22 protein-coding genes are annotated in these 24865 nt (G+C 72.8%); 15 read left to right on the top strand and 7 right to left on the bottom strand.

Features of this window, described 5'->3' with window-relative positions:
• Positions 1-2 precede the first annotated feature (2 nt).
• The 4 genes from EDD40_RS37650 (at position 3) to EDD40_RS37635 (ending at position 5954) form a co-directional block, all read left to right on the top strand.
• Positions 3-1061 (top strand): sugar ABC transporter substrate-binding protein, encoded by a 1059-nt coding sequence (locus EDD40_RS37650; RefSeq protein ID WP_123747103.1) that lies wholly within the window; start codon positions 3-5, stop codon positions 1059-1061.
• Between the two features lie 20 nt (positions 1062-1081).
• Positions 1082-2587: a sugar ABC transporter ATP-binding protein gene (locus EDD40_RS37645; protein WP_123747102.1), complete on the top strand. Its 1506-nt coding sequence runs from the start codon at positions 1082-1084 to the stop codon at positions 2585-2587.
• A complete protein-coding gene (locus tag EDD40_RS37640) occupies positions 2580-3638 on the top strand; it encodes an ABC transporter permease (RefSeq protein WP_123747101.1) in 1059 nt (352 codons plus the stop codon). The genes EDD40_RS37645 and EDD40_RS37640 overlap by 8 nt, the downstream gene beginning before the upstream one ends.
• Before the next feature lie 63 nt (positions 3639-3701).
• Positions 3702-5954 carry a protein kinase domain-containing protein gene (locus tag EDD40_RS37635; RefSeq protein WP_123747100.1) on the top strand — a complete coding sequence of 751 codons (2253 nt, stop codon included), beginning with the start codon at positions 3702-3704 and terminating at the stop codon, positions 5952-5954.
• A gap of 186 nt (positions 5955-6140) precedes the next feature.
• Here EDD40_RS37635 and EDD40_RS44935 read toward each other — a convergent pair whose 3' ends face one another.
• Positions 6141-6323 (bottom strand): WGR domain-containing protein, encoded by a 183-nt coding sequence (locus EDD40_RS44935; protein WP_170185354.1) that lies wholly within the window; start codon positions 6321-6323, stop codon positions 6141-6143.
• A 110-nt stretch (positions 6324-6433) separates the two neighbouring features.
• Between EDD40_RS44935 and EDD40_RS37625 the strand changes: the two genes are divergently transcribed.
• From EDD40_RS37625 to EDD40_RS37610, 4 genes are all read left to right on the top strand, one after another.
• The gene (locus tag EDD40_RS37625) at positions 6434-6925 is read left to right on the top strand and encodes a DUF5980 family protein (RefSeq protein WP_148089044.1); all 492 of its coding nucleotides are present in this window, start codon (positions 6434-6436) and stop codon (positions 6923-6925) included.
• Positions 6926-7137: 212 nt separating this feature from the next.
• Positions 7138-7848, top strand: a complete 711-nt coding sequence (locus tag EDD40_RS37620; RefSeq protein ID WP_123748576.1) for a ThuA domain-containing protein — start codon at positions 7138-7140, stop codon at positions 7846-7848.
• Positions 7818-8924, top strand: a complete 1107-nt coding sequence (locus EDD40_RS37615; RefSeq protein WP_123747097.1) for a Gfo/Idh/MocA family protein — start codon at positions 7818-7820, stop codon at positions 8922-8924. The genes EDD40_RS37620 and EDD40_RS37615 overlap by 31 nt, the downstream gene beginning before the upstream one ends.
• Before the next feature lie 74 nt (positions 8925-8998).
• Entirely contained in the window at positions 8999-9511 is a 513-nt protein-coding gene (locus EDD40_RS37610) for a DinB family protein (protein ID WP_170185353.1), read from the top strand.
• 88 nt (positions 9512-9599) lie between these two features.
• Here EDD40_RS37610 and EDD40_RS37605 read toward each other — a convergent pair whose 3' ends face one another.
• The 6 genes from EDD40_RS37605 to EDD40_RS37580 form a co-directional block, all read right to left on the bottom strand.
• Positions 9600-10142, bottom strand: coding sequence for a hypothetical protein (locus tag EDD40_RS37605; protein WP_123747096.1), 543 nt, complete (start codon positions 10140-10142; stop codon positions 9600-9602).
• A gap of 39 nt (positions 10143-10181) precedes the next feature.
• The gene (locus tag EDD40_RS37600; RefSeq protein ID WP_123747095.1) at positions 10182-11696 is read right to left on the bottom strand and encodes a S8 family serine peptidase; all 1515 of its coding nucleotides are present in this window, start codon (positions 11694-11696) and stop codon (positions 10182-10184) included.
• A gap of 137 nt (positions 11697-11833) precedes the next feature.
• Positions 11834-12529: a hypothetical protein gene (locus EDD40_RS37595; RefSeq protein WP_123747094.1), complete on the bottom strand. Its 696-nt coding sequence runs from the start codon at positions 12527-12529 to the stop codon at positions 11834-11836.
• Positions 12530-12841: 312 nt separating this feature from the next.
• Complete coding sequence (locus EDD40_RS37590) at positions 12842-13849, bottom strand: sporulation protein (protein WP_123747093.1); 1008 nt, start codon at positions 13847-13849, stop codon at positions 12842-12844.
• Positions 13850-13876: 27 nt separating this feature from the next.
• Positions 13877-14923: a hemolysin family protein gene (locus EDD40_RS37585; protein ID WP_123747092.1), complete on the bottom strand. Its 1047-nt coding sequence runs from the start codon at positions 14921-14923 to the stop codon at positions 13877-13879.
• Positions 14920-16221 carry a hemolysin family protein gene (locus tag EDD40_RS37580; protein WP_246038386.1) on the bottom strand — a complete coding sequence of 434 codons (1302 nt, stop codon included), beginning with the start codon at positions 16219-16221 and terminating at the stop codon, positions 14920-14922. The genes EDD40_RS37585 and EDD40_RS37580 overlap by 4 nt, the downstream gene beginning before the upstream one ends.
• Positions 16222-16389: 168 nt before the next feature.
• Here EDD40_RS37580 and EDD40_RS37575 point away from each other — a divergent pair, with 168 nt between their 5' ends.
• From EDD40_RS37575 to EDD40_RS37535, 7 genes are all read left to right on the top strand, one after another.
• The gene (locus EDD40_RS37575) at positions 16390-16788 is read left to right on the top strand and encodes a helix-turn-helix domain-containing protein (RefSeq protein ID WP_123747090.1); all 399 of its coding nucleotides are present in this window, start codon (positions 16390-16392) and stop codon (positions 16786-16788) included.
• Between the two features lie 61 nt (positions 16789-16849).
• Positions 16850-17593: a transporter substrate-binding domain-containing protein gene (locus EDD40_RS37570; RefSeq protein ID WP_148089043.1), complete on the top strand. Its 744-nt coding sequence runs from the start codon at positions 16850-16852 to the stop codon at positions 17591-17593.
• Between the two features lies 1 nt (position 17594).
• Positions 17595-18548: a cation diffusion facilitator family transporter gene (locus EDD40_RS37565; RefSeq protein ID WP_123747088.1), complete on the top strand. Its 954-nt coding sequence runs from the start codon at positions 17595-17597 to the stop codon at positions 18546-18548.
• 120 nt (positions 18549-18668) lie between these two features.
• Positions 18669-18995 (top strand): DUF3040 domain-containing protein, encoded by a 327-nt coding sequence (locus EDD40_RS37560; protein WP_170185352.1) that lies wholly within the window; start codon positions 18669-18671, stop codon positions 18993-18995.
• A gap of 449 nt (positions 18996-19444) precedes the next feature.
• Positions 19445-20368: a hypothetical protein gene (locus EDD40_RS37555; protein ID WP_211348331.1), complete on the top strand. Its 924-nt coding sequence runs from the start codon at positions 19445-19447 to the stop codon at positions 20366-20368.
• Positions 20358-22019 (top strand): polyprenyl synthetase family protein, encoded by a 1662-nt coding sequence (locus tag EDD40_RS37550; protein WP_123747085.1) that lies wholly within the window; start codon positions 20358-20360, stop codon positions 22017-22019. The genes EDD40_RS37555 and EDD40_RS37550 overlap by 11 nt, the downstream gene beginning before the upstream one ends.
• Positions 22016-24814: a lectin-like domain-containing protein gene (locus EDD40_RS37535; protein WP_148089042.1), complete on the top strand. Its 2799-nt coding sequence runs from the start codon at positions 22016-22018 to the stop codon at positions 24812-24814. Before EDD40_RS37550 ends, EDD40_RS37535 begins: the two co-directional genes overlap by 4 nt.
• Positions 24815-24865 lie beyond the last annotated feature (51 nt).

Genomic DNA, 24865 nt, shown 5'->3' with positions numbered 1-24865 from the left:
CCGTGCCGACCACATCCCGCGCCGCCGTCGCCGTCGTCGCCGCCCTCACCGCCGCGCTGAGCGCCTGCGGCGCCCAGGACTCCGGGCAGTCCGGTTCGGGCGGACCGGTGGTCGGCGTCGACTACCCGCGGTCCGACACCGACTTCTGGAACTCCTACATCAAGTACAGCCCGGAGTTCGCGGAGGAGCTCGGGCTCGAGCTCAAGACCACCAACTCCCAGAACGACGTCGCCAAGCTCACCGCCAACGCCCAGACCTTCATCAGCCAGGGCGTCAAGGGCGTCGCGATGGCGCCGCAGGACACCGCGGCCATCGCACCCACGCTGGAGCAGCTGGCGGCGAAGAAGATCCCGGTCGTCACGGTGGACACCCGGCCCGACACCGGCGACGTCTTCATGGTGGTCCGGGCCGACAACCGCGCCTACGGCGAGAAGGCCTGCCGCTTCCTCGGCGCGAAGCTCGGCGGCAAGGGCAAGGTCGTGATGCTGCAGGGCGACCTTGCCTCGATCAACGGCCGCGACCGCACCGAGGCGTTCAACGACTGCATGAAGGCCCACTACCCCGACATCACGGTGTTCGGGGAGGCCACGAACTGGGACGGCGCGGTCGCCGCGCAGAAGCTCCAGACCGACCTCACCGCCCACCCGGACATCAAGGGCGTCTACATGCAGTCCAGCTTCGCGCTCGCCGGCACGCTCCAAGTGCTCAAGCAGAAGGACCTGCTGGTCGGGCCGGACGACCCCGAGCACGTGTTCGTCGTCTCCAACGACGGCATCCCGGAGGAGCTGACGAGCATCGCCGAGGGCCGGATCGACGCCACCGTCTCCCAACCGGCCGACCTCTACGCCAAGTACGCCCTGCACTACCTCAAGGCCGCGATCGACGGCAAGACGTTCGCGCCCGGCAAGACCGACCACGACAGCACCATCATCCAGGTCCGCGAAGGCCTCCTGGAGGACCAGCTCTCCGCTCCCCTGGTCACCGCCGACGGCGGCACCTACGACGGCGTCCCCAGCCTCAAGAGCGACGACCAGTCGTTGTGGGGCAACAAGCTCGGTTGACCGGAAGGGCGGCACGCGAGATGGCTGCGACTGCGCCCGTCGTCGAGGCGACGGGGATGACGAAGCGGTTCGGGTCCACGGTGGCCCTGCACGAGGCGTCGATCAGGATCGAGGCCGGCCAGACCCACGCCCTGGTCGGGCGCAACGGGGCGGGCAAGTCGACCCTGGTGTCCATCCTCACCGGGCTCCAGCCGCCGGACGAGGGCGAGGTGAGGTTCGACGGCGAGCCCGCGCCCCGGCTCGCCGACCGGGACGCCTGGCGGCAGCGGGTGGCGTGCGTCTACCAGAAGTCCACGATCATCCCCGAGCTGACCGTCGCCGAGAACCTGTTCCTCAACCGGCACGGCCGCGGTCGCGGCGGGCTGATCAGCTGGCGGACGGTCCACAGCAGGGCACGCGAGCTGCTGGACACCTGGTCGGTCGACGTGGACGTGCGCACGCCCGCCAAGGAGCTGGGCGTCGAGCAGCGGCAGTTCGTGGAGATCGCCAGGGCGCTGTCGTTCGGCGCGCGGTTCATCATCCTGGACGAGCCGACCGCCCAGCTCGACGCCGCGGCGATCACCCGGCTGTTCGCCCGGATCGGCGACCTCCAGCGGCAGGGCGTCACGTTCCTGTTCATCAGCCACCACCTCCAGGAGATCTACGAGATCTGCGACACGGTGACGGTCTTCCGCGACGCCAGGCACATCCTCACCGCCGCAGTCGACGAACTGCCCCGGGCCGAGCTGGTCGCCGCCATGACCGGCGAGGCCGCGGCGGAGGCGGGCGGTCGACGCCGAGGACCGGCGGCGGACGCCGCCGACGTGCTGGAGGTGGACGACGCCTCCCTGCCCGGGGTGTACGAGAACGTGTCGTTCCGCGTCCGGGCCGGTGAGATCGTCGGTCTCGCGGGCGCGGCGAGCAGCGGTCGCATCGAGATCGCGGAGACCGTCGTCGGGTTGCGGGCGGCCGAGCGCGGCACCGTGGAGATCGCCGGTTCCCGGCCGCGGCCGGGCAGCGTGCCCGCGGCGCTGAGAGCCGGGGCGGGGTTCGTCCCGCAGGACCGGCACCACCAGGGACTCGTGCCGGAGATGTCCATCGCGGACAACGGGACGCTGACCATCCCGGAACGGCTCGGGCCCGGCGGGTTCATCGACGGCCGCCGCCGCGACGACCTCGCCGCGGCCATGATCGAGAAGCTGGCGATCAAGACGCCGGGACCGGAGCTGCCGGTCTCCGGGCTCTCCGGCGGCAACCAGCAGAAGGTGGTCATGGCCCGCGCCCTGGCGGGCGACCCGGAGCTGCTGGTGCTGATCAACCCGACCGCCGGGGTGGACGTGCGGTCCAAGGAGTTCCTCCTCGGCAAGGTCGAGGAGGTCGCCGACGCGGGCGCCGGCGTGCTCATCGCCTCCGACGAGCTCGACGACCTGCGCCTGTGCGACCGGGTCCTGGTGGTGTTCCAGGGCCGCGTGGTCGCCGAGACGACCAGCGGCTGGCACGACCACCAGCTCGTGGCCGCGATGGAAGGAGTGGACCTCGATGCCTGAGACCACGACCGCGGCCGCGGTCACCGACGACGGCTCGACGGGCGACCCGGTCGGGAAGCGCCCGTCCGGCGGGCGCGCCGGCGGGCGGCGGATCGCCTTCGCCCGCCTGCGGGACCTGGCGCTCATCCCCGCCATCATCGTGATCGCGGTCGTCGGCCAACTGGTCAGCCCGGTGTTCCTCCAGGCCGACAACCTGATCAACATCCTGCAGACCATGTCCGAGATCGCGGTCCTGGTCCTGGCCCAGACCCTCGTGCTGGTCGTCAAGAAGATGGACCTCTCCCTGGAGTCCACCGTCGGGCTCGCGCCGGGGATCGCCGCCTGGCTCACCGTGCCCGTCGGCACCGGCCACGGGCTGGGCCTGGTGCCCGGCGGCTGGTCGGTCCCGATCACGCTGGCCGTCGGCGTGCTGATCGGCGTGGTGAACGCGTTGTTCATCATCCGGTTCGGGCTGCACGGCTTCATCGTGACCCTGGGCATGCTGATCGTGCTGCGCGGCATCCTCACCGGCATCTCCGGCGGCCAGACCTTCTTCCGCCTCCCCGAGTCGATGCTCTACCTCGGCACCGCGCAGTGGTTCGGCGTCCCCGCGTCGGTGTGGCTGTGCCTCGTCCTGTTCGCCATCGGCATCGTGGTCCTCGGCTTCACCAGCTTCGGCCGGTCCCTCTACGCCATCGGCGGCAACGTCGACGCGGCCAAGGCCGCCGGCATCCGCACCGACCGGGTGCTGTGGACCGTCATCGTCACCGCGAGCCTGCTCGCCGCCCTCGGCGGGCTGCTGCTCTCCGGGCGGCTGGCCTCGGTCGCCTCCGCGCAGGGCAACGGCTACATCTTCACCGTCTTCGCCGCCGCCGTCATCGGCGGCATCAGCCTCAACGGCGGCAAGGGCACGGTGTTCGGCGCCTTCACCGGCATCCTGCTCCTGTTCATGATCCAGAACGTGCTCACCCTCGGCGGCGTCCCGGCGCAGTGGATCGGCGCGCTCAACGGCGCCATCATCCTCATCGCCCTGGCCCTGTCCCGCGTCACCGGGGGCAAGGCCCAGGAATAGCTCCGCAGGTGTGCGGTTTTGCGGTCACCCGGCCCGCGAACCGCCACTAGGGTCGATCCGGTGATGCCGCAGTCGCAGGTGCCGGGGTACCGGCTGCTCGATCCGGTGGGCCGTGGCGGGTTCGCCGTGGTGTACCGGGCCGTGCAGGTGAGCGTGGACCGCGAGGTCGCGGTCAAGATCGACAGCCGGATGGTGCTCGACGGGAACGACCGCCGCCGGTTCCTGCGCGAGGCGCGGGCGGCCGGGCGCCTGTCCGGGCACCCGCACGTGGTCGACCTGTACGACGCCGGCGTGCTCACCGACGGCCGCCCCTACCTGGTGATGGAGCTGTGCACGGGCGGCTCGTTGCTCGACCGGCTGCGCGACCGGGGCGCGCTGCCGGTGCACGAGGCGTGCGCGCTGGTGGTGAAGATCGCCGACGCGCTGGCCGCCGCCCACGCGGCGGGTGTGCTGCACCGGGACATCAAGCCGGCGAACATCCTCGTCAACCGGTACGGGGTGTGCGGACTGGCCGACTTCGGGCTCGCCGCGCTGGCCGAGCCGGGTCGGGAGTCCTCGGCGAGCCTGACCGCGTTGACGCCTGCCTACGCGGCCCCGGAGGCGTTCCGGCAGGAAGCGCCCACCGAGCGGGCCGACATCTACGCGCTGGGCGCCACCCTCTACGCCCTGCTGTCCGGCCGGCCGCCCCGCTTCCCGCGACTGCGCGAGCCGAACCTGGCCGAGATCATCCGGATGCACGACCAGCCGCTGCCGGGCATCGCCGGCGTCCCGGACGGGGTGATGGCCCTGCTGGGCGAGGCGCTGGCGGCCGACCCGGCGAACCGCCACCCGTCCGCGGCCGACTTCCGCGACGCGCTGGCCGCCGTGGACGTCACGCCGGTCCTGCCGCCTGCCGACGCCTTACCACCCGCCGTCGCCGACAACGCCGACAACGACGCGGCGCCCACCGCCGAACCTCCGACCGCACCCGCCGACGGGCCGGAGACGGTCGCGCCGGAGCCCGACGTGACCGAGGCGGTGTCGCAGACGCCCCCGGCCGGTCCGACCACGTCGTTCGGGTTCGGCCCCCGGCGCGACGAGGCGCTCACCCTGGGCCGGGTCGTGGCGCCCGACCCCGCCGACCCCGCCGACCCCGCCGTGGAGGCGACCACGCACGTCGCGGCCGAGCCGGCGACCTCCGCCGAGCCGCCCCGGCGCCCCGGCCGCCGGCTGTCGAGCACCGCCCGGCGCGGCGCGGTCGCCCTGATCGCGGTCGTGGTGCTGGTGGCGGCGGGGATCGCGTGGGCGGTGTCGAGGGGCATCGACGACGGCGTGCGGACCGGCGAGGTGCTCGACGTGCCGGGCAGTCCCGACACCGCCGACGGCGCCACCGACATCCTGCTCGTCGGCAGCGACAGCCGCACCGACGCCGAAGGCCGGCCGCTGCCGGACGCCGTGCTCAAGCAGTTGCGCACCGAGCAGAAGTCCGGCGTGGCCACCGACACCCTCGTGCTGATCCGGGTGCCCGACCAGGGCGGCCGGGCGGCCGCGGTCTCCCTCCCGCGCGACCTCCGCGTGCCCATCCCGGACGCCGGGGACGGGCCGCTCAACAGCGTGTACGACGTGGCCCGGCAACGCGCGGAAGCCGAGCTGCGCGGCGGGGGCGTCACCGACGGGCAGCGCCTGGCCCGCGAGTCCGCCGACGCCGGCCGCAAGGCGCTCGTGCGGGTCCTCCAGCAGCAGACCGGGATCAGGGTCGACCGGTACGCTGAGCTGAACCTCTACGGCTTCTACCTGATCAGCGAGGCCGTCGGCGGTGTCGACGTGTGCCTGAACGCGGACACCGCCGACCCGGGCTCGGGCGCGGACTTCAAGGCGGGGCGGCAGTCGATCTCCGGTGGCGACGCGCTGTCGTTCGTCCGCCAGCGGGGTGGGTTGCCGCGCGGCGAGCTCGACCGCATCGCCCGGCAGCAGGCGTTCATGAAGGGGTTGGCCGACAAGGTGCTGTCCACCGGGACGCTGACCGACCCGACGACCATCTCCCGGCTCACCGACACGCTGCGGCGCAGCGTGGTCATCGACGCGGACTGGGACATCCTCGACCTCGCCCGGCGGATGCGGGACCTGGCGGCGGGCAACGTCGAGTTCGTCACCGCGCCGACCAGCGTCGCACCGGACGGGACGACCACCGCCGACGCGGCCGGGCTGCGCGCGTTCGTCGGCGGACTGGCCGCCGGCGCGCCGACGACCTCGGCCACGGCCGCCGCGGCGGAACGCGGGGCGGCGCCGGTGGCGCCGGTGGGCTTCGTCCGGCGCGAGCCCACCTGCGTCAACTGACACCGTCCACAAGGCACAGCCGTCCGCCGGCCGGATGAGGAGGCGACGCCGTCGACCGCACCCGGGAACGCGGCGGCGGCACGACCTACCGCCTCGGCCCGGCCACGCCCCGTGCCGCGTCCTCCGTGCGCGACCGGTCGCGCGACCCCGCAGTTCCGCGGCGACCGACCACCAACGACAGGTGATTCAGGCCGATCGCGGGTCAGGCCGGTGGGATCGGCCGGTGGCCGCCGAGCCGTCGGCGCGATAGCCCTCCTTCTCCTTGTCCGCCACCAGTGTCATGACGTGGGCCGTGGCCGCTCCCGCCGATGCCGGCCCTGTCACCGGGGTCCGATCGGACGTGCCGGTCCGTCCGAACCGGACGGTCACGGGAGCGCCGATCGACAACTGCCCGAAAGGGCAGGGAGTTTCAGCGGACTCTGAGATCCGGTCGGTACGGTCAGCCGAGGCGTTTTCCGCACCAGTTCAGGAGGAATTCGGTGACATCGACTTCTCGGATCGTCAGATCGGCGCTCGCCCTCGTCGCGGTGCTGCTGCTCCCCCTGGTCGGACCGCTCGGCGTCGCGTCGGCGGAGACGACCGCGCAAGATCAGACCTGGCAGCTGGAGGAGTGGGACCGCCCGCAGCGGATGTGCGTCCAGCACGGCACGGACGACCGGGTCCACCGGTCCTACTTCATCTTCGCGGTGACCGGTGACTGGTCCACGAACCTGGACTACGGGATGCGCGACCTGCCGCCCGGTTGGACCTCCACGGAGAGCGTCCTCCCGCCGGGTTCCAACCACCCCGACCCGGACGACGGCGGGGTCACGATCAACGGGTGGCTGCTCGTCGGCGGTCCGGTGTCGGTGCCGATGGGCGTGTACGACGCGCAGATCCGGGTGTCGGACGGCACGGTGACCGAGAGCACCCCGGTCGAGATCGTCGTCACCACCGCGTCCTGGCTCGACTGCATGCAGGCACGGGGGTGAGCACCGGGCCGTGACCCCCGGCCCGGATCGGGAGGTGACGTCCGTTCGCCGGAACGAGCGTCACCTCCCCCGCCGGACCGCCTCCCGCGCAACAAGGTGTCGACATCCGGGAGGGGGTGACGGATACGATCAAGACGGGTGGACGGGGGCCGGCACCGGCCTCGCCCGCCCGGGATGTCGTGGCCGTCGAAGAGCAGTTCCCGGGGGTGGGCGTGAGGCAGCCGAAAGCACTGGTGGTCCGGGGCGGGTGGGAGGGTCACCGGCCGGTCGAGGCGACCGACTCGTTCCTCCCGTTCCTGGAGCGCGGCGGCTACGCCGTGCGGGTCGAGGACTCGACCGAGGTGTACGCCGACGCCGCCGAGATGGCCGACACGGACCTGATCGTGCAGTGCGTGACGATGTCGCAGATCACCGCCGAGGAGGTGGCCGGGCTGCGCGCGGCGGTCGAGGCGGGCACCGGCTTCACCGGCTGGCACGGCGGCATCGCCGACTCGTTCCGCGCCTCGTCGGACTACCTTCACCTGGTGGGCGGCCAGTTCGCGACGCACCCCGGCAAGCGGCCGGGCGAGCGCGCGGGCGGGCCGGAGGACAACTACCTGCCGCACTCGGTGACCATCACCGCCCTCGGCCGTGAGCACCCGATCACCGCGGGCATCGAGGACTTCGAGCTGGTCACCGAGCAGTACTGGGTGCTGCACGACGGCCTGAACGACGTGCTGGCCACGACGACCCACCCGGCCGAGGAGTGGCAGCCGTGGCAGCGGCCCGTCACCTGCCCGGCGATCTGGACCCGCCAGTGGGGCGCCGGCCGGATCGTCGTGACGACCCCGGGGCACAGCCTCGACGTGCTGGAGCACCCCGACGTCCGCACCGTCATCGAGAGGGGAATGCTGTGGGCGACCCGCACCGCGTCGGCGTCGTAGGTCTCGGGGTCATCTCCCGCGCCTACCTCGACACGCTCGCCGACCACCCCGCGGTGCGCATCACCGCGGTCGCCGACCTCGACGACGCCCGCTCGGCCGCCGTCGCCGCCGGTCTCCCGGGAGCCTCTGCGGTGAGCGTGGAGCGCCTGCTCGACGGGCCCGACGTCGACACCGTGCTCAACCTCACCACCCCGGCGGCGCACGCGGAGATCGCGCTGCGCGCCGTCGACGCGGGCAAGAACGTGTTCGGCGAGAAGCCCTTGGCCGTGACGTTCGAGGAGGGCCGCACCATCGTCGACCGGGCCGCCGCGGCCGGTGTGCTGGTGGGCTGCGCACCCGACACCGTGCTCGGCACGGGCACGCAGACCGCGCGCGCGGCGATCGACCGCGGGCTCATCGGCCGGCCGCTGTCGGCGTCGGCGGTGATGGTCACGCCGGGGCACGAGCGCTGGCACCCGAACCCCGACTTCTACTACGCGCCCGGCGGCGGTCCCCTGCTGGACATGGGCCCGTACTACATCGCCGCGCTCGTCCACCTGCTCGGCCCCGTGCGCGCGGTGATCGGCGCGGCGGCCCGGCTGCGCGACGAGCGCGTCATCGGGTCCGGACCCCGGGCTGGTCAGCGGATCCCGGTCGAGGTCGCCAGCCACGTCTCCGGCGTGCTCGAACACGCCGGCGGCGCGCTGTCCACCATCACCACGAGCTTCGACGGCGTGGCCACCTCCGCCGTGCCGATCGAGGTGCACGGCGAGACCGGCACCCTCGCCGTCCCGGACCCCAACCACTTCGACGGCGTGACCCGCCTCTTCCCGCTGGGCGGGGCCGAGTGGCAGGCGCTGACCCCGGACGCCGGCTACGCCGGGGCCGGCCGCGGCATCGGCCTGCTCGACCTCGTCGCGGCCGGCGGCCGTCGACCGCCGCGCGCGGGCGGGGACCTCGCGCTGCACGTGCTGGAGACGATGACCGCCGTGCTCCGCTCCGCCGGGGAAGGGCGGAGGATCGACCTCACGACCACCGTCGAACGCCCGTCACCGGTCCCGTTCACGCCCGCGCAGGAGTGGACCACCGCCCGCTGACACGCCGGGACGGGCGAGAGCGCGGCCGCCTCCGCCCGCGCAGGAGCAGTTGCCCGGCCGGGCACAATCACCGTGTGCCCGATGACGACCTGCTCCGCCGGCAGTTCGACCTGACCTGGTCGCTGTTCGAGTACCACCTGGAACGGCTGGTGCCCGAGGACCACCTCTGGGAACCCGCCGGGGTGGTGTGGACGATCCGGGACGGGACGCCGGACTGGGCCGAGACCGAGCCCGACCCGGTGCCCGTGCCGACCATCGCCTGGGTGTCCTGGCACCTGGGCTGGTGGTGGTCGGTCGCGATCGACCACGCCCTCGGTCGCGCCCCGCGCCACCGCGCGGAGATCCGGTGGCCCGGACCGGACCGGGTGGTGGACTGGCTCCGCGGTCTGCGCGACGAGTGGGTCGGGCTGCTGCCGACGTTGGACCTGTCCGCACCGTCCACCTTCCCGTGGCCGGACGGCACGGTCGGGCACGCGGTGGCGTGGGTGAACGCCGAGTTGATGAAGAACGTGAGCGAGATCGGGCAGCTGCGCCTGCTCAGGGCAGCCGCGTCGACGAACCCGGAGGTCGACGGCCGCCAGGGTTGAGCCCGAGCCCCCGCGCGACGAAGCCCCTCGGGGTCGCCGAAGGGCTTCGTCGCGCGGGTCCCACCGCCTCGCGATGGGTCCAGTGGTCCTACCGGGTCCCGTCGATCTCCGCCGTGTTCTCCACGCCCGGACGCGTGTCGCCGCTGCCGTAGGCGACACCGCCGCCGCAGCCGCCGTCATCCCAGTACACGACGTTAGCCTGACCGGTGATCCGCCGGCCCTGGCGCGCCACCGCCTGGTCGATCGCGCCGATGTCGTCGTTGTCGTGGCTGCTGCGCATGACCCGGCCGGCCGGCCGCCCCCCGGAGTCGCAGGCGACGCGCGGCGACAGGTCGCCGCCGTGCTCCGCGGCGCGGTTCGAGACCATGGCGTTGGACTGGACGAAGTGCTGCCTCATCAGCGGGACCATCGTCGCCGACGCGTCGGGCGGGTGAGCACCGCTCGCGGTGCGCACCTTGAACAGGCCGTCACCCGTCTCGCACACGTCCGCCCCGAGCCCTTCTCGGGGTGCGAAGTCGTCCGCGTGGTGGCACTGCCCCGCCGACGTCGACCGCGGTGGGACCGGAGCGCTCGCGGCCATCCCGCCGGGCAGGGCCGGCACGGATGCGACGACCGCGCCGGAGGCGATCATCGAGAGCGACTTTCTTCATGGGGGTCAGACCTCCGAGGATCACGACGACCGGGTGGGCAGGGCGGCGATCGCGGCACGCAGGTTCGGCAGGGGGCCGATGTTGCCGGTGGCGGGGTTGGCCTGCGGGGTCCCGGTCGACTTCAGGATGGCGCGCACCCGGTCGGGGGTGAGCGTGGTGCCGCGTTGCCTGGCGACGCTGGACAGGGAGGCCGCGGCCGCCGCCACGATCGGACCCGCGCTGGACGTCCCGCTGAACGAGGCCGTGTAGTAGGCGTTGGCGCCACCGCTGCTGTGCAGGTTCCCGTACCCGGTGCTCACCACGCAGTTGCCCCAGCCCTGGACGTCGACCCGGCTGCCGTAGGTGGAGAAGTTCAGCCGGGCGCGGGCGGTGCCGCAGCCGGGTGCGGAGCCGGCGCCCTCGATGATCGAGCCGGAGTCGGGCCTGCCGCGCGGGAACCTGCTGCCGAAGCACGGGTTGTCCAGGTTCATCGACCCGTTGCCCGCCGTCTCGACCACGGTGATGCCCGCGGACGTGGTGGCGACGATCGCGTCGTAGATCGCCGGGACCCACTCGGGGGCGACGTACCCGGTGCAGCCGGCCGGGCCGGAGGTCTGCTGCTCGATCAGCAGCACGTCGCCGGGCCGCAGCGACCGGGCCAGGACGATGACCGAGTTGGCCACGTCCCAGCCGCGTTCGGCGTTGGCCGCGTTGGTGACGTGGATCGGCGAGTCGGGGACCAGCCCGGTCACACCGCCCGCGTTCGCGTCGCCGACCAGGATGCCCGCCACGGCGGTGCCGTGGTTGTTGTCGCCGAACGGGTCCTTCGCGGTGCCGTTGGCGACGAACGTGCCGGGGGCGCGCAACTCGGACAGGTCCTCGTGGGCGAAGTTCCAGGCGTACTCGATGTCGGCCACTCGCACGTTCGCGCCGGTGCCGCCGGGGACCGTCCGCGCGTAGTCGGCGTCGATCCCGCTGCCGGTGGCGGCGGAGCGGTAGCCCTGGCGCGCGGTGAAGTCCGGGGCGATCGGCGGCGAGACGGCGAGTGGTTCGGCGTAGGCGATCTCCACCTCGCGCAGCGCGTTGAGCGCGTCGATGACCGCCACCGGGTCGGCGCCCGGTCGCAGGTCCAGGCGGTACCACAGGGTGAGGTCGGCTTGCGCGCGACCCGAGCGGGCCGCCGCCTGGTCGGTGAACGTCCGCAGCGCCTCCTCCGGCGCCGTGAACAGCCGCCGCACCGCCGAGACCGCGCCGGATCGGAGCACCTCGCGGACCGCGCCGAGGTCCGTGCCCGGGGCCGACGTCAGCTCGGCGCCGCGTAACCGGACCCGGCTCCCTTCCGCGAACTTCACGTGCACGTGCTCACGGGAGTCGTTCGCCGTGAGGGTGGTCGACGCGGGTTTCTCCGCCGCCCGGTAGAGCTGGTCGGCCGCCGGCGCGCCGGACCCGGCGGCCTGGGCGGGTGTGCCGATCCCGAAGGAGAACGCCGACGCGAGGCAGACCGCCGCGGTGAGCGCTCGGTGTCGAAGACCTCTCGTTCGCCGGCTGTTGATCACGAGGACCTCTCGGTGGTGCGCAGGGATGAGGCGTGACCGGGGATGTGGTTCCCCGTACGGCTTGCGGGCGCGCGGGGTCGCCGGTCCCCGCGGTCGCGGGGACCGGGCCTCGCCGCTTGGCGCCCGGTGGTCCCGGGTCAGTACAGGAAGCTGCCGTACGGGCCGTTCAGGATGCCGTTCTTCTGGCTCTGGGTGAAGTGCGTGTTCGGGTAGTCGTAGAAGGACGCCGACATCGGGGTGCCGTCGGTGTAGGAGGAGTCGGGCAGGCCGAACGCGTGCCCCAGCTCGTGCACCATGCCGCCGTACCACCGGTTCATCGGGCCGTTGACGCCCGCCGCGCCGTCCGCGTCGTGACCGGACAGGATCACCCAACCGCCGCCGCCACCGCCGCCCGCGCCGGGGCCTTCCGCGCGGATCTCGCCGACGTTGAGCCAGCGCCGGTCCGGCGCGCCGAGGCCGAGCCGGCGCATCAGCTCCTGCTGCATGTTGAACACCGTCCACCAGTACCGCTCGGGCCCGTTGGGCGTGTTCTCGTACCAGCTGCGCACCCGCTCGCCCCGGATCACCTCGACCGCCGGGCTGTTCAGCCGGAACGTCTTGCCCAGTTCCTGCTTGTAGTAGCGCTGTGCCTCGACCATCACCCGGGTGATGCCGTCCACGTAGCGCTGGTCGGGCGCGACGTCGGACGGGACCAGCAGGTGCACCCGCACGGTCCCGGTCGGCGGGGCCGTCGCCGCCGGGCCGTCCACCGCCTGTGCCGCGCCCGGCCACGTCGCGGAGCCGGCGAGCAGGGCCGCCAGCACCGGCATGACAACTCTGGCGAAACGCGTCATCGAATCCTCACATCCTCGCTCGAGAACGGTCTGTCCGCAGGCGGCGGAGGACGCACCGTCCACACAGGACGGATAGACTCGCCGACCGGCCCGTCGCCGGTGGTGAGAGCGCCACTCAGCACTGTGGCAGCCGAAAATCGTTTCGGCAATGGCGCGGGGCCGGATCCACAGTGGATGCCCGTCGCGACGCCGGCGGCCGACCCGTCCACCGCGGGAACGCGCAGGTGGAGACCTGTCCGGGACGCACGAAGGCCGTGGCACCTCGCGGTGCCACGGCCTGGTGGTCGTGCGGTCAAGCGGTCGGCGGAGCGGTCACTCCTCGAACGCCATGTCCTCGCCGCCGTCGTCCTCGAAGACCTCTTCCACGACCTCGCCGAGCACCATGCCGCCGACCACACCGGCCGCGACGCCGCCGACGACCGCGCCCATGCCCGGACCGCGACGGCCGTGGTGGTGGTCGTCGTCGTAGTGACCGCCGTGGTGCCCGTACCCGGGCTGACCGTAACCGGGCTGACCGTAACCGGGCTGGCCGCCGAACGCGGAGTGGCCGCCGCGCTGGGAGATCTGCGCCATCCACTGGTTGATCGCGCCGGCCCAGTCGGTGTTCAGCGCGTCCTGGTGCGTCACGTGGAAGCGGCCGAACGCGTCCGAGCCGGAGGAGAACATGCCACCGCGCTTGTCGGCCTCCAGCACCACGACCAGCTCGTGCGGGTTGGTGACGAAGGTCAGCTCGACCTGGTTGACCCGCCCCGCGAACTGGCCGGGCGGGTAGAACTCGATCTCCTGGTAGAAGCCGAGCTCCTGCTGGACGCCGTGGATGCGCCCCGCCTCGACGTCCGCGCTGCGGAACTGGAAGCCGAGCTGCCCGAACGCGTCGAGCACCCGGTCCTGGGACGGCAGCGGGCCGACGAGCAGCGGGTCGAGGTCGCCCTTGTCGGGCGCGCCGGAGATCACCAGCTCGGTGCGCACGCCGACGGTCATGCCGGGCAGAGGCTGCCCGCCGACGGCGGTGATCGGGGTCTCCCACGGCACGGGGAGCTGGAACGGCACCGCCATCGGCTGCCCGGCCGGGACGCGCACGCCCTGCGCGACCACCACGCGCAGGAACTCCGACACGCCGGCGAACTCGTGGTCGCCGTGCTCGACCTCGACGCGCGTCACCAGCGACAGCACGATCTGGTCGATGTTGGCGTCGTTGCTGCCGCCCTGGATGCGGACCTGACCGGTGACGACCTGGCCGGGGGTGGCGTGAGGCGAGTCGAGGACGGTGTCGACGGACGGTCCGCCGACGCCGAACGCGCTGAGCATCCGTTTGAACATCGGGTTCATTCCTCCGGGAGGGTGTGTTCAGGTGGTGCGGAGCAGGGTGTCGGTCTCGTCCTCGAAGTCGCCGATCAGCTCTTCGAGGAGGTCTTCCAGGGCCGCGATGCCGATCACGCCGCCCGCCGCGTCGGACACCAGCGCCAGCTGGGCCCGGTCGGCGCGCATCGCGGTGACCGCGCTCGCGACCGGCATGGCGGCGGGCAGCGTCACCGTGGTGTTCATCAGCTCGCGGGCGGTCGTCCGGCGGCCCGCGGCGGTGGCGCGGACCGCTTCGCGGATGTGCACCAGGCCGAGGAACCGGCCGTGCACGTCCATCACCGGGAACCGGGAGCGCCCGGACTCGCGGCTGCGGCGTTCGACGGCCAGCGGGCTGCTGTGCTCGGAGACGCTCAGCGTGTCTTCGATCGGCACCATGACCTGGGCGACGGTGGTGTTCTGCAACTGCAGCATCCTGGTGAGCAGCCGCTGCTGGCCCTCGGGGATCAGGCCGTGCTCGGCGGACTGCCGGACCAGCATCCGCAGGTCGTCCGGCCGGTGCGCCTGCGCCAGCTCGTCCTGCGGTTCGACCTTGCCGAGGCGCAGCAACGCGTTCGTGGTGCGGTTCAGTCCACTGAGGACCCAGCGCACCGAGTGCGCGAACGCCCGGAACGGCAACGCCAACAGCACGGCCGAGCGCTCGGGGTGCGAGATCGCCCACGACTTCGGGGCCATCTCGCCCACGACCATGTGCAGGAACACCACCAGCACCAGGCTGACCGTGAACGCGACCGCGTACGACACACCGGAGGGCAACCCGGTGGCCAGCAGCAGCGGGTCGATCAGGTCGGCCACGGCCGGTTTGGCCAGCGCGCCCAACCCGAGCGTGCACAGCGTGATGCCGAGCTGCGCGCCGGCGAGCATGAGGGACAGCTCGCGAATCCCGGCCACGGCCGCGCGGGCGGCGCGGCTGGTCTCGGCGTCCTGCTCCAGGCGGTGCCTCTTGGCGGCGATGAGCGCGAACTCGGCGGCCACGAAGAACGCGTTGGCCACCAGCAGCAGCAGGGAGATCAGCAACGACCAGGTGGTGCTCATCGGGCGTCCTCCCGCTGCGCGGTCCGGTCGATGGTCGGGGTGGCCAGCACGAGGCTGGCGGGCACGTTGCGGGCCACGGCGGTCACCCGCAGGGACACGCCGTCGACCTCGATCTCGTCGTCCACCCGGGCGGTGCGGCCCAGGCGGGTCAGCACCAGGCCGGAGACGGTGTCGTAGCTGTCGTGGCGCGGCAGGTCGACGCCGGTCGCGTCGGCGATCTCGTCCACCCTCATCCGGCCCGGCACCCGCCACGCGCCGTCACCCAGCGGTTCGATGCCGGCCTCGTCCAGGTCGTCCTCGTCCCGGATCTCCCCGACCAGCTCCTCGGCCAGGTCCTCCAGCGAGACGACCCCGGCGAAGCCGCCGAACTCGTCCACCACGCACGCCAGCTGCCTGCGCTCGGCGCGCAACCGCTCCAGCACGCCGGGCAGCGGCAGGGTCGTGGGCACCACCAGCGCGGGCGAGGCGACGGCGCCGATCGGCGTGTCCGCCCGCCGCTCCGGGTCCACGGTCAGCAGCTCGGCCAACCCGACCACCCCGCGCAGGTCGTCCAGGTCCGCGCCGAACACGGGGAACCGGGAGTGACCGGTGTCCAGCAGCTCGACCACCCGCGCGACGGGCTCGTCGGCGCGCACGGAGTGCACCAGCACCCGCGGGGTCATGGCCTGCTCGGCGGCCAGCTCGCGGAAGCCCAGGCCGCGTTCCAGCAGGTGCGACAGCTCCGGGTCGAGGTGACCTTCGCTGCTCGCGTCGCCGATGATCTGCTTGAGGTCCTCCGGGGTCGCGCCCTGGGGCAGCTCCTCGACCGGCTCGATGCCGACCGCGCGCAGCAGCCGGTTGGCGGCCGCGTCGAACAGGCGGATCACCGGGCCGGCGACCTTGAGGTAGACCAGCGTGGAGGCGCTCAACGCCTTGGCCAACGGCTCGGGCCGGGCGATGGCGAAGTTCTTGGGCAGCAGCTCGCCCAGCACCATCTGCACCACCGTGGCGACCACCAGCGCGACCACCATGGACAGCGACACCGACACGGCGGGCGACAGGCCGGTCAGCCCGACCAGGTCCGCGAGGCCGGTGCCGAGCAGCGGCTCGGCCACGTAACCGGCCAGCAGCGCGGTCACCGTGATGCCGAACTGGGCGCCGGAGAGCATGAACGACAACTTCTGCGTGACGCGCAGGGCCCGCTCGGCGGCCTTGTCGCCGCCCTCGGCCATCTGCCGCAACCGGCCCCGGTCCACCGCCATGTAGGCGAACTCCTGGGCCACGAAGTACCCCGTGGCCACGGTGAGGGCCACGATCACGAGCAAGCCGGAAACGATCAGCACGGCACGCCCGCCGGAGAATCCATGATCAGCCGGGTCCCACCCGGCCTACTACTACAACCGTCCACGTCGGCGTCTTCAGGCATACTTCACGGTAGCACGTGAGGCTGTACGGTTCACGGTGAGCAACCGGAGGTGAGACCCCCAGTGACCGACGTCCTGCTCAAGATCGGCGAACTCGCCGCCCGAGCCCAGGTCAGCCCCCGCACCGTCGACTACTACACGAGCCTCGGCCTGCTGGCGCCGGCCAAGCGCACCGCGAGCAACTACCGCCTCTACGACCCCGCCGACGTCGACCGCATCCACCTCGTACAACGTCTCGAGGTCCAGGGAGTTCCCCTGGAGGAGATCGCCGCCGCGCTGCAGAGCCGGCACGCGGACGTCGGCCCGATCCTGGAACGCATCGACGAAGACCTGCGCACCCTCCAAGCCGCCGCCGAAACGGCCTCGCCCGAGGTCCAGGGCCTGCTGGCCGCGGTCGCCACCCGCGTCCACTCCCTGATCACCGTCGCCCTCCAGATCCCGCCCGACCTGCCCCTGCCCTGACCCCGACGACCGGCCGGCCGCCCGATGATTGGGAACCGGCCGTTCGGGCAACATCAACACCATGGCATCAGCTGCGGTCGCTCGACGGGCGTGGACACGGGTCGTGGCGGTGGCGCTGGTCGTGACGTCCGCCGCCGGTTGCCAGTGGCCGCGCGACGCGGACGGGACGCTGGACCGGGTGCGCGAGGGCACCATCCGGGTCGGGGTCGCGCACAACCCGCCGTGGACGGTCACCGGCGGCGACGCGGCGGACGGGCAGCCGCCGGAGGGCGTGGAAGCCGTGCTGGCGCAGCGCTTGGCGGACAGCCTGGGCGCCCGCGTGCAGTGGGTGCGCGGCAGCGAGGCCGAGCTCATGGCCTCGCTGGCCGAACGCGGCCTGGACCTCGTGGTCGGAGGGCTGGACGCCCAGTCGCCCTGGTCCCAGGACGTGGCCCTGACCACCGACTACCTCACCACCGACACGGTCGTCGCCGTGCCCGCCGGCTCGGCGACCGAGGTCGCCGGACAACGGGTGCTGGTGCGGGAGGGCAGCACCGACGCGGCCCTCCTGCCCGACCACGACGCCACCGCCGTCCCCGTCGCCGACCTCCCCGAACGTCCCGACGCCGCCGCGGTCGTGCCGGACTGGCTGGTGGACGCCATCGGGCTGACCGACACGGGCACCCACCTGTCCAGCCTCGACCACGTCATGGCCGTGCCGCCCGGCGAGAACGCCTGGCAGAGCACGGTCGAGCGGTTCCTGCTGGCGTTGGACGACGACGAGGTGCGGCGCCTGCTGCTCGACAACCACCGCGCGGGGGCGTGACATGGCCGCGGTCTACGACCACTACGAGCTGCCGCCCGAGAAGGCGGCGCTGCACCGCCGCGCCGTCCGCCTCGAGTGGTGGACGATCGCGTTCTTCGTCGTCGCGATCACCGCGCTCGCCGTCGTGCTCGGCCAGTCACAGGCCATGAAGGCGGCCTGGGTGGAGGACATCCTCGCCCTGGCGCCGCCCGTCGCGTTCCTGATCGCCAACCGCTACCGCAACCGGCCGCCCGACGCCGACCACCCCTACGGGCGCCACCGCTCGGTGGCCATCGCGTTCCTGGCCTCCGCCTTGGCGCTGCTGGCGCTCGGCGGCTACATCCTGGTCGAGTCCGTGCTGCGACTCGTGCAGGGCGAACGCCCGCCGATCGGGCTGATCGAGGTGTTCGGCCACACCCTGTGGCTGGGCTGGCCGATGATCGCCGTCCTGCTGGCGACCATGGTCCCGGCGATCCTGCTCGGCCGCGCCAAGACGAAGCTCGCCGAGCAGCTGCACGACAAGGTCCTGCACGCCGACGCCGAGATGAACCGCGCCGACTGGCTCACCGCCGCGGCCGCCGTCCTCGGCATCCTGGGCATCGGCGCGGGCCTGTGGTGGGCCGACGCGGTCGCCGCGATCGTCATCTCCGCCGACATCGTCCGAGACGGCCTGCGCACCACCCGGGTCGCCGTCGCCGACCTCATGGACCGCCGACCCCGCACCGTGACCGACGACGAACCGCACCCCCTCCTCGCCCGGCTCACCTCGCTCGCCCTCGACGAGCCCTGGGTCGAGGACGCGTGGATCCGGCTCCGCGAGGAAGGGCACGTCTTCGTCGGCGAGATGCTCGTCGTGCCCCGCCCCGGCACGGACGACCTGGTCGAGCGGCTCGAACGGCTGGGCCGGCTGCTGCGGGAGGCGGACTGGCGCATGCACGACATCGCGGTCGCGCCCGTTCTCGGGATCCAGCGGTGAGCCGCACGGCGGCGGCCGTCGCGGGCTCCCGGCCAGATGGGCAATCCGCGCTCTAGCGGGTGACCCCTCCCGAGGTGACACTGGAACCGGCACTTGACCCGGCACAGCGGAGGTGGCGAGGTGGCACTGCGGGACGACGAGAAGCGCGCCCTGGCGCAGATCCAGCGGCAGTTGGCCGATGACGATCCCCGGTTCGTCGCCCGGCTGAGCCGCAAGGGCTCACTGTTCCGCATCCCGCGGCGGGTGTTGTTCACCGCGGCGCTGCTCACCACCTACGCCGTCGGTCTGCTGGCGATCGTGATCGGGGTGACCCTGCCCTCGGCGCTGCTCGTCATCGTCGGCGCGCTGGTCACCGCCGGCTTCCCCACCGCCGTGGCGGTGCGGGCCTGGCGCGGTCGCCGGTTCCGGGAGGACGACGTCTTCGAGCTGCCCGACCGGGTGGAGTAGCCGGGTCGGCCGGACGTGGCGGACCGCCACGAACCGCGCCGGTTCGCGACAGCGAGCACGAGCCGCCGCCGGCGCGCCGTTTCGCACGGCGCGCCGGCGGCGGCCGTCGCAAACCCGCGGCAGTACACACACTCGGGTGACGTTCGACGGCGTGTCCGCACCGAAGCGGTGATGGGGGGCGCAGCCGTGGGACCGGGTGCCCTACCGTGGCCGCCATGAAGCCATTAACACCCTGACTCTCGCACGTCACCGCCGACGGATTCGCGACCGGCCCGAGGTTTCCCCGCCCGTGCGCGCGAGCGCTGTCGAGCTGAACCCGCCTGCGGCGGCATGGTCAGGAGTATCGGATGCTGGGCGTGCTCGGCCCTTTTCCCGAGTCGGAGTTGTGCCACCCGCTCGATCGCCAGTGGTTGCACTACGCATTCCTGTCACCGAACGGTTCGCACGCGGTGATCTCGAACCTGTCGGTGCTCGGCGCGGAGCCGCCGGCAGACGGTTCGACCACCCGCTGGGAGCCGCAGCGGATGGCCATCCTCCTGGTGTACGACCCCGTCCACGGGTGGTCGTCGACCCAGTTCAACGCGGACGCGCCCGATCCGGCGTGGTCGGCGTTCCGGATGCCGCACCCCCACGCGACGCCCGGCCCGTTCGAGGTGGCGGCCGTGGCGGGCCGGCCCGCGGTCGACCTGCGGCTGTCGCGCACCAGCAGGCCGTGCACGTCCCAGTGCGCGCCGTTCGGGGACGACCAGTTCCTGCGCTGGCAGTCCGAACCGGGCGTGCGCGGCACGGGGACGCTCCGGTCGCCGCACGGCGACACCCGCTGCGAGCTGGTGGGCTACCACGAACGCGTCCGCGGCCGGTGGAGTTGGCCGGTGCTGGGCGGCTGGGTCTTCGGCTTCGCCAACGCGCCGTCCGACGACCCGGTGGCCCCGCCGCCGTGGTCGGTGGTGTTCACCCTCATCCAGCCGCGGTACCCGCGCGACGCCGCCAACGGCTCGGTGATGTTGTGGCGGGACGGCCGGATGATCCGGCACTTCCCCCGGCGACGACTGGAGGTCGCGGTGCACGGCGAGCTCGACCGCGACCGGGTGGTGCTGGTCCCGCCGCTGGCCGCCACCCTGGCCACCCCGCCCGCCCCGGTGGTGCCCCGCCGGCTGCTGATCACCGCGCGCCTGGGCGACGACCGGCTCGTGCTCGACTTCCGACCCACCACGGCCGCCCGGATCGCCAACCCGTCCGAGACCAGCCTGAGGCCGTTCAGCGTGCACGAACTGCTCGGCGCCTGCGCGATCGAAGGCGTCGTCTCCGGCCGCGCGTTCGGCTTCGAGACGCACGGCATCGTCGAGTTCGCCGGAGACGCCCATGACGACTGACACCGCCCCGTACACCGGCACGCGGCTGCTGGCCGAGACCGTGACCGCCCTGTCGGAACGCGCGCCCGCCATCGTGGCCGCCGCCGCCGAGGAGCTGCGTGAGATCCGGCTGGGGCTGCACTTCCACGACGGCAGCCGGGCGACCCTGACCGCCCGCCACAGCCGCCTGCTGGTCGAACCCGACCTGGTCGGCGAACCGGACGTCGAGGTGGCCTTCGACGACCGGGCGATGAACCTGGTCTTCGACGCCCAGCGCCCGCCGGTGGAGCAGGTGTTGCCGCAGAGCCTGGACGTGCGCGGGCCCCGCGACCGCGTGCTGGCGGTGTGGCGCGCGTTCGTGCTGCTGTCCCAGCGCGCCTCCGGTCTGCGGTTCGTGCAGCAGCTGTGGCGCGACTACCGCGAACAGGCCCCCCGCCTGTGGGGTGCGACCACCGGCGGTTCGGCGCCGCGCTCCTCACCGCACGGCGACACGCCGACCGGCTGGCACGCCGTCGACTTCCTCGCCGACCGCCGGCCGCTCGACCCCGGTGAGCAGACGACCATCGGCGGCACCGTGAACGCCGAGCCCAGGCTGCTGTGGGACGGCCGCCGCAGCACCGGCTGGTGGGAGGTGAAGCCGGTCGACGACGCGGACCTGGTGGAGACCATGCGGGCCTGCCGCGCGCGGGCCAACCGGGAGATCGACCTGCTGCTGCCCGACCGGGAGCCGAAAGCGGACCTGTACGACCTGATGCGGTCCTACCCCACCCGCCAGGGCAAGGGCCTGCGCCCGACGCTGGTGTTCGCCGCCTGCGCGGCCTTCGGCGAGAAGCCCGAGAACGCGGTGCGGGCCGCCGCCGCGCTCGAGCTGTTCCACAACGGCTTCCTGGTGCACGACGACATCGCCGACGAGTCGACCCACCGCCGCGGCCTGCCCACGATGAACACCGAGTTCGGCAACGGGCTGGCGGTCAACACCGGCGACGGGCTCAACCTGCTCGCGGTGGACGCCGTGCTGGCCAACCTCGAAACGCTCGGGCTGGCCCGGACGCTGGGGCTCATCCAGGAAGTCATGCACATGTGCCGGGAGTCCATCGAGGGCCAGGCCGTGGAGCTCGGGTGGATCCACCGCCGCGTGGTGCCGACCCGGGACGAGGACTACTTCACCATGAGCACCAAGAAGACCGGCTGGTACACGTGCATCAGCCCGTGCCGGATGGGCGCGGTCTGCGCCGGGATCACCGACCCGGACGTGCTCGGCCGCTTCGACGAGGCGTTCCGGCTGATCGGGATCGCCTTCCAGATCCAGGACGACATCCTCAACCTCGTCGGCGACGAAGCGCTCTACGGCAAGGAAGCCCTGGGCGACCTGCTGGAGGGCAAGCGCACGGTGATGCTGATCCACCTGTTCCGCCACGCCGGCGAACGCGAGCGCGCGCGGCTCAGTCAGCTGCTGCACCAGCGACGGGTCGACAAGTCCCAGGACAACGCCGAAGAGATGCTCGCCGCCATGCGCGAGCACGGCTCCATCGAGTACGCCACCGACCTCGCCGACCGGCTGGCCGCCGAGGGCATCGCCCGGTTCGAGCGCGACCTCGCCATCATCCCGGAGAACGAAGGAAAAGCAGTGCTGCGACAGATCGCCCACTACGTCACCACCCGACCGCTGTGACCGGCCACCTCGACGACTCCGCCCTGCGCGACGGCGACCGGGCCGCGATGCGTTCCCTGGGCCGGGTCGGCGTCCGGCTGCGCGGGGTGCTGTGCACCCTGGCCCGGCGCGGTGTCGCGGTCCGGCGGGACGACCCGCGGCGGGCCAGGCAGATCCTCGACGCCCTCGCGCCCTGGCCGTTCTACAAGGGCGGCCAGTTCCTGTTCGACCTGCTCGAGTGGGAGGACTTCATGATCGACGGCGAGCCGCCGCCGATCCTGTCCCGCGCGGAGCTCGGCGCCCTGCTGGACCTGCCGGTGCGCTGGGTGGACACCGCGGTCACCGCGGTCGACCACCTGCCGGGCCCGCTGCGGCACATCGGCGCGAACCCTCAGCTGCGGTGGTTGACCGCCACCGCCCAGTCGACCCTGCGCGGGGTGGTGCGCGGACTGACCGAGGTGCTCACCCCACCGCCGGACGCACCCGCTGCCGGCGCTGCCACCGACGACGAAGCCCTGCCGCCCCTGGAGGGCGGCTTCTACCTCTACGAGGACGTCGTCCTCGGCCTGTTCGACCTCGTCGTCGGCCGCCTGCCCCACTCGGCCGAGCCCGAAGCCGAAACCGAAACCGAGCCCGAGCCCGAGCCCGAGCGCGAAGCCGATCGCGAACCGGACCCCGGGCTCGAACCCGAAGCCCATCCCCAGTCCCCGTCCCCGTCACCGGAGGAGCCCGGCCAGGAACACGACGCCGAAGGAAGTGCCATGACCACCAGCCGACAACCCGCGCCGACCACGAGCACACCCTCCACCCAGGTCTTCCCGATCGAGGAGACGTTCCGGGCCACCCGGGTCGCAGACCTCGCCCACGACTGGACGTTGCGCGGTGACGCCACCCTCACGGGTGACGACGGCCTGCAGCTGACACCCGCCGCGAACGACAAGGCCGGCACGGCGTTGCTGAACACCCCGTTCCCCTCCTCGGCCGGTGTCGCCATCGATTTCGACTTCCACTGCGCCGGCGGTGACGGCGACGGTTTCGCCGTCTACCTCATCGACGGCGCCCACGACACGGACGTCGGCGGCTACGGCGGCGGGCTCGGGTACGGCCCCGGCCCCGCGGGCGCGGGGGTCAGCAAGGGCTGGGTCGGCCTGGGCTTCGACCGGCACGGCAACTTCTCCACCACCTGGGGCGGGCCCACCACCGACAACGTGGCCAAGCCGAACCGGATCGTGCTGCGCGGCTCCGGCGACCGCGCCGCCGGGTTCAACTTCATCACCGGCGCGCCCGCCCCCGGTGGCGTGACCGCGGTCTGGGCGGACCGGGCGCACGTCCAGGTCGTGATCGTCAACGCCGTGGTGACCGTGCGCGTGACCCGAGGTGACACGATCACCACCGTGTTCGACGGGGTCGACCTCAAGCTGGCCCAGGGCCAGGCGGCGATGCCGGAGACGTTCAAGCTCGGCCTGTCCGCGAGCACCGGCGCGGCGATCTCCCGGCACTGCGTGCGCAACCTCGTGGTGGCCCTGCCCGCCGCGATGCCGCTCACCGTCGACGGAGCGGCCGAAGCGCCGGCGGGCAGCCAGGTCGACTTCACGGTCACCGTCCGCAACGACGGCCCCAACGACGTGCCCGACGCCGTGGTGACCGGCACCCTCGACCCGGCGCTGCCGGACGTGGGCATCTCGGTCGCCCAGACCGGCGGCGGCGGCGCGGGCACGGTTCCGGGCAGCGCCGGCCTCGGGGTCTTCCAGCAGCCGCTCGACCTGCCGGTCGGCAGCACCGCCACGATCACCCTCACCGGCACCGTCGACCGGGAGGCCACCGGCAAGGTCAGGTGCGCGGCGACGATCGAGTCACCCACGCGCGGCAACACCGCGCCGGACAAGTCGGATGCGCACGACACGCGGCTGACCGAGCACATCCTCGAGGACGACCTGCGGGTGTGCCAGCACGCGGCGGTGTCGGTCGCGCCGGGAGCCGAGGGGCACGTCGCCTTCAGCGTGGAGAACCCGGACGGCAACCCCGTCGACCTGGCGAGCGCCGAGCTGGTGTTCGACGCGCCGACCGGGTTCGAGTGGACCGGCACGATCACGTTCACCTACTACAACGCCGGCGGCCAGAGCAAGGGCAGCGGGAAGGCGAAGCTCAAGCCCACCCTGGAGAACGGCGACACCCGCCTGCGGCTGACCGGGTTGCAGAAGTTGCAGGCCACCAAGGGCTACGTGCTCACCTACGCCCTGGGCATCAGGGCGAAGGCGGACGCGCGGCCCGGCCGGCACACCGACGGCAAGGTCGTCCTCGGCGACTCCCGGCCGCTGCGCCTGACCGCCACCGTGCAGGGCGCCGCACAACCGCAGACGTTCACCAACGACGACCTCGCGCTGCCCGTCGTCCAACCGGCCCTGCTGGAGGTCAAGCAGGGCGAATCCGGGTTCATGGCGGTCACCGTCGGTTTCGAGAAGGCGGCCGGTCAGGACCTGAACAGCCTCGACCAGGTGTTCCGCGCCCCGTCCGGGTCCCGGTGGAACGGTTTCGTCTCGTACTCCTACTACAGCGGCGGCCAGACCACTCAGGGCGGTCACGGCGACGTCAAGCACCAGCTCACCGGGAACGGCGCGGTCCTGAAGATCACCGGCATGCCCGCGCTCAAGGTGTCCAAGGGCCTGTACCTGACCTACGTCCTCGGCCTCACCGCGGACGAGGACGCCGCGACCGGCCCGCACGACGACGGCAAGGCCGAGATCGGCGACGCCCGGCCGCTCGCCCTGCACACCCTCGTGATGGACAAGACCGAGCCCTCCCGCTGCAACCGCTGAGCAGGCGCTCCGGTGCGGACCCGACGGGTCCGCACCGGAGCCGCACCCGGG

Origin of the sequence: Saccharothrix texasensis (assembly GCF_003752005.1) — a bacterium.
GTDB classification, from domain to species: Bacteria; Actinomycetota; Actinomycetes; order Mycobacteriales; family Pseudonocardiaceae; genus Actinosynnema; species Actinosynnema texasense.
Note: the sequence above shows the minus strand (reverse complement) of the source record. Positions and strands in the feature narration are given on the sequence as shown.

What these genes read in the sequence shown, in the direction of transcription:
- EDD40_RS37645 (WP_123747102.1), top strand. Translation starts at nt 1,082, where the DNA reads ATGGCTGCGACTGCGCCCGTCGTCGAGGCGACGGGGATGACGAAGCGG.
- EDD40_RS37640 (WP_123747101.1), top strand. Translation starts at nt 2,580, where the DNA reads ATGCCTGAGACCACGACCGCGGCCGCGGTCACCGACGACGGCTCGACG.
- EDD40_RS37635 (WP_123747100.1), top strand. Translation starts at nt 3,702, where the DNA reads ATGCCGCAGTCGCAGGTGCCGGGGTACCGGCTGCTCGATCCGGTGGGC.
- EDD40_RS37605 (WP_123747096.1), bottom strand. Translation starts at nt 10,142, where the DNA reads ATGATCGCCTCCGGCGCGGTCGTCGCATCCGTGCCGGCCCTGCCCGGC.
- EDD40_RS37595 (WP_123747094.1), bottom strand. Translation starts at nt 12,529, where the DNA reads ATGACGCGTTTCGCCAGAGTTGTCATGCCGGTGCTGGCGGCCCTGCTC.
- EDD40_RS37590 (WP_123747093.1), bottom strand. Translation starts at nt 13,849, where the DNA reads ATGTTCAAACGGATGCTCAGCGCGTTCGGCGTCGGCGGACCGTCCGTC.
- EDD40_RS37585 (WP_123747092.1), bottom strand. Translation starts at nt 14,923, where the DNA reads ATGAGCACCACCTGGTCGTTGCTGATCTCCCTGCTGCTGCTGGTGGCC.
- EDD40_RS37570 (WP_148089043.1), top strand. Translation starts at nt 16,850, where the DNA reads ATGGCATCAGCTGCGGTCGCTCGACGGGCGTGGACACGGGTCGTGGCG.
- EDD40_RS37565 (WP_123747088.1), top strand. Translation starts at nt 17,595, where the DNA reads ATGGCCGCGGTCTACGACCACTACGAGCTGCCGCCCGAGAAGGCGGCG.
- EDD40_RS37550 (WP_123747085.1), top strand. Translation starts at nt 20,358, where the DNA reads ATGACGACTGACACCGCCCCGTACACCGGCACGCGGCTGCTGGCCGAG.